Origin of the sequence: Micromonospora sp. NPDC005087 (genome assembly GCF_042872965.1) — a bacterium.
In the GTDB taxonomy this organism is placed as follows: Bacteria; Actinomycetota; Actinomycetes; order Mycobacteriales; family Micromonosporaceae; genus Micromonospora.
The window spans coordinates 1-1,176 of record NZ_JBIALB010000073.1; the positions used below are offsets into that span (position 1 = coordinate 1).

Consider the following 1,176-nt stretch of genomic DNA (forward strand, 5'->3'; position numbering starts at 1 on the left):
CGAGAAGTTGCTTCTCGACCTGCAGTCCGAAGACTCCGGGATCGAACCGGGGCTGTCCTCGGAACTGGCTGGGCGCCTGCATGCCGAGGCAGTGCAGGCAGGCCGGGCGACCGTAGCCGCTCGCTTGACGCGCCTCTTTGGTCGGCTCAGCTGTCCCAGCTGCAGCACTCGATTCAATCTGGCTGACCACTTGGCCGGCTTCTCATACCAGTGACGACGGCATCCGCATCTGCCGCCGACCGTGCGCGCCGACCAGCGGTGAGTCGTCACGCTCGGTGGTTCCACCCCGGTGCCCCGGCGGCCACCGCCCCACCAAAGCCCCTACCTACAGCGTTGAGCTTCGGCCCCAAACCCCGCTTACGGCTGGAAGTACTCCGACATCAGGCGTCTGACCCATTCCGGCTGCTTGATGTTCACCGGGAGGAACTCTGCCATCGTCGGCTTCAAGTCGATGACCGGGGTGCCCGAGACCGCATCGAGGCCCACCACCGTCAATTCGCGACCGTGGACGGATTCGATGGCGCAGCACGTTACCCCGATGCGGTTCGGTCTGCGGGGGCCGCGGCCAGCGAATACGCCAACGGGCGGGAGGTCGGAACGGCCGCGGTAGGGGCGCGGTTCGCGGTAATCGCCGTGTTCCGGGAACCGGTCGAAGATGAACAGGGCCTCCACATGGGAGAAGCCCTCCAGACCCTGGAGGCACGCCTCGCCGAAGCGCTCGTCGATGGTGATCGTGCTGCGGACGGCACCCCAGTTGTCCGTGTGCTGGACATCCGTCCGGTCGTTCCGGACCGCACCTATCGGGGTGATCTCGAAGCTCAGCATGGCGAGAGACTATCCCCACCGCGCCGATACCAGCGTCGAGGCCATCGGCGCCGCCGTCGACCACGCCCGCCGCGATATCCGGATCTGCCGCTGTCCGGGCTCATGCCCAGCGCTGGCCTTCATGGAGGGATTGTCGGACGTGGCCGCTAAGGTCCCCGGGCAGGCCTAGCCGCCGCCGACCGCGGAGGCCGTGATGGAAAGGCAGAACGTCGTGGGCGCATCTGCGTGGAGCTACTTTGTCCCCTACCAGCCGCACCTGGACCGCGCGCTTCAAGAGCTGCGGCAGAGGGTCTTCGCGGAGGGCGACTACTACTGGGGCCTCGGCGCAGACTGGGTGCCTCCGGAGGAGCG

Annotated in this window: 2 protein-coding genes; both read right to left on the reverse strand. The window is 67.3% G+C overall.

Features of this window, described 5'->3' with window-relative positions:
• Positions 1 to 190: hypothetical protein (locus tag ACFYPS_RS36910; RefSeq protein WP_387331152.1), on the reverse strand; the 190-nt coding region annotated here is incomplete at its 3' end.
• Positions 191 to 357: 167 nt separating this feature from the next.
• Positions 358 to 825 (reverse strand): SAM-dependent methyltransferase, encoded by a 468-nt coding sequence (locus ACFYPS_RS36915; RefSeq protein ID WP_387331155.1) that lies wholly within the window; start codon positions 823 to 825, stop codon positions 358 to 360.
• Positions 826 to 1,176 lie beyond the last annotated feature (351 nt).

Coding starts and splice junctions, on each gene's coding strand:
- ACFYPS_RS36915 (WP_387331155.1), bottom strand. CDS start 825: ATGCTGAGCTTCGAGATCACCCCGATAGGTGCGGTCCGGAACGACCGG.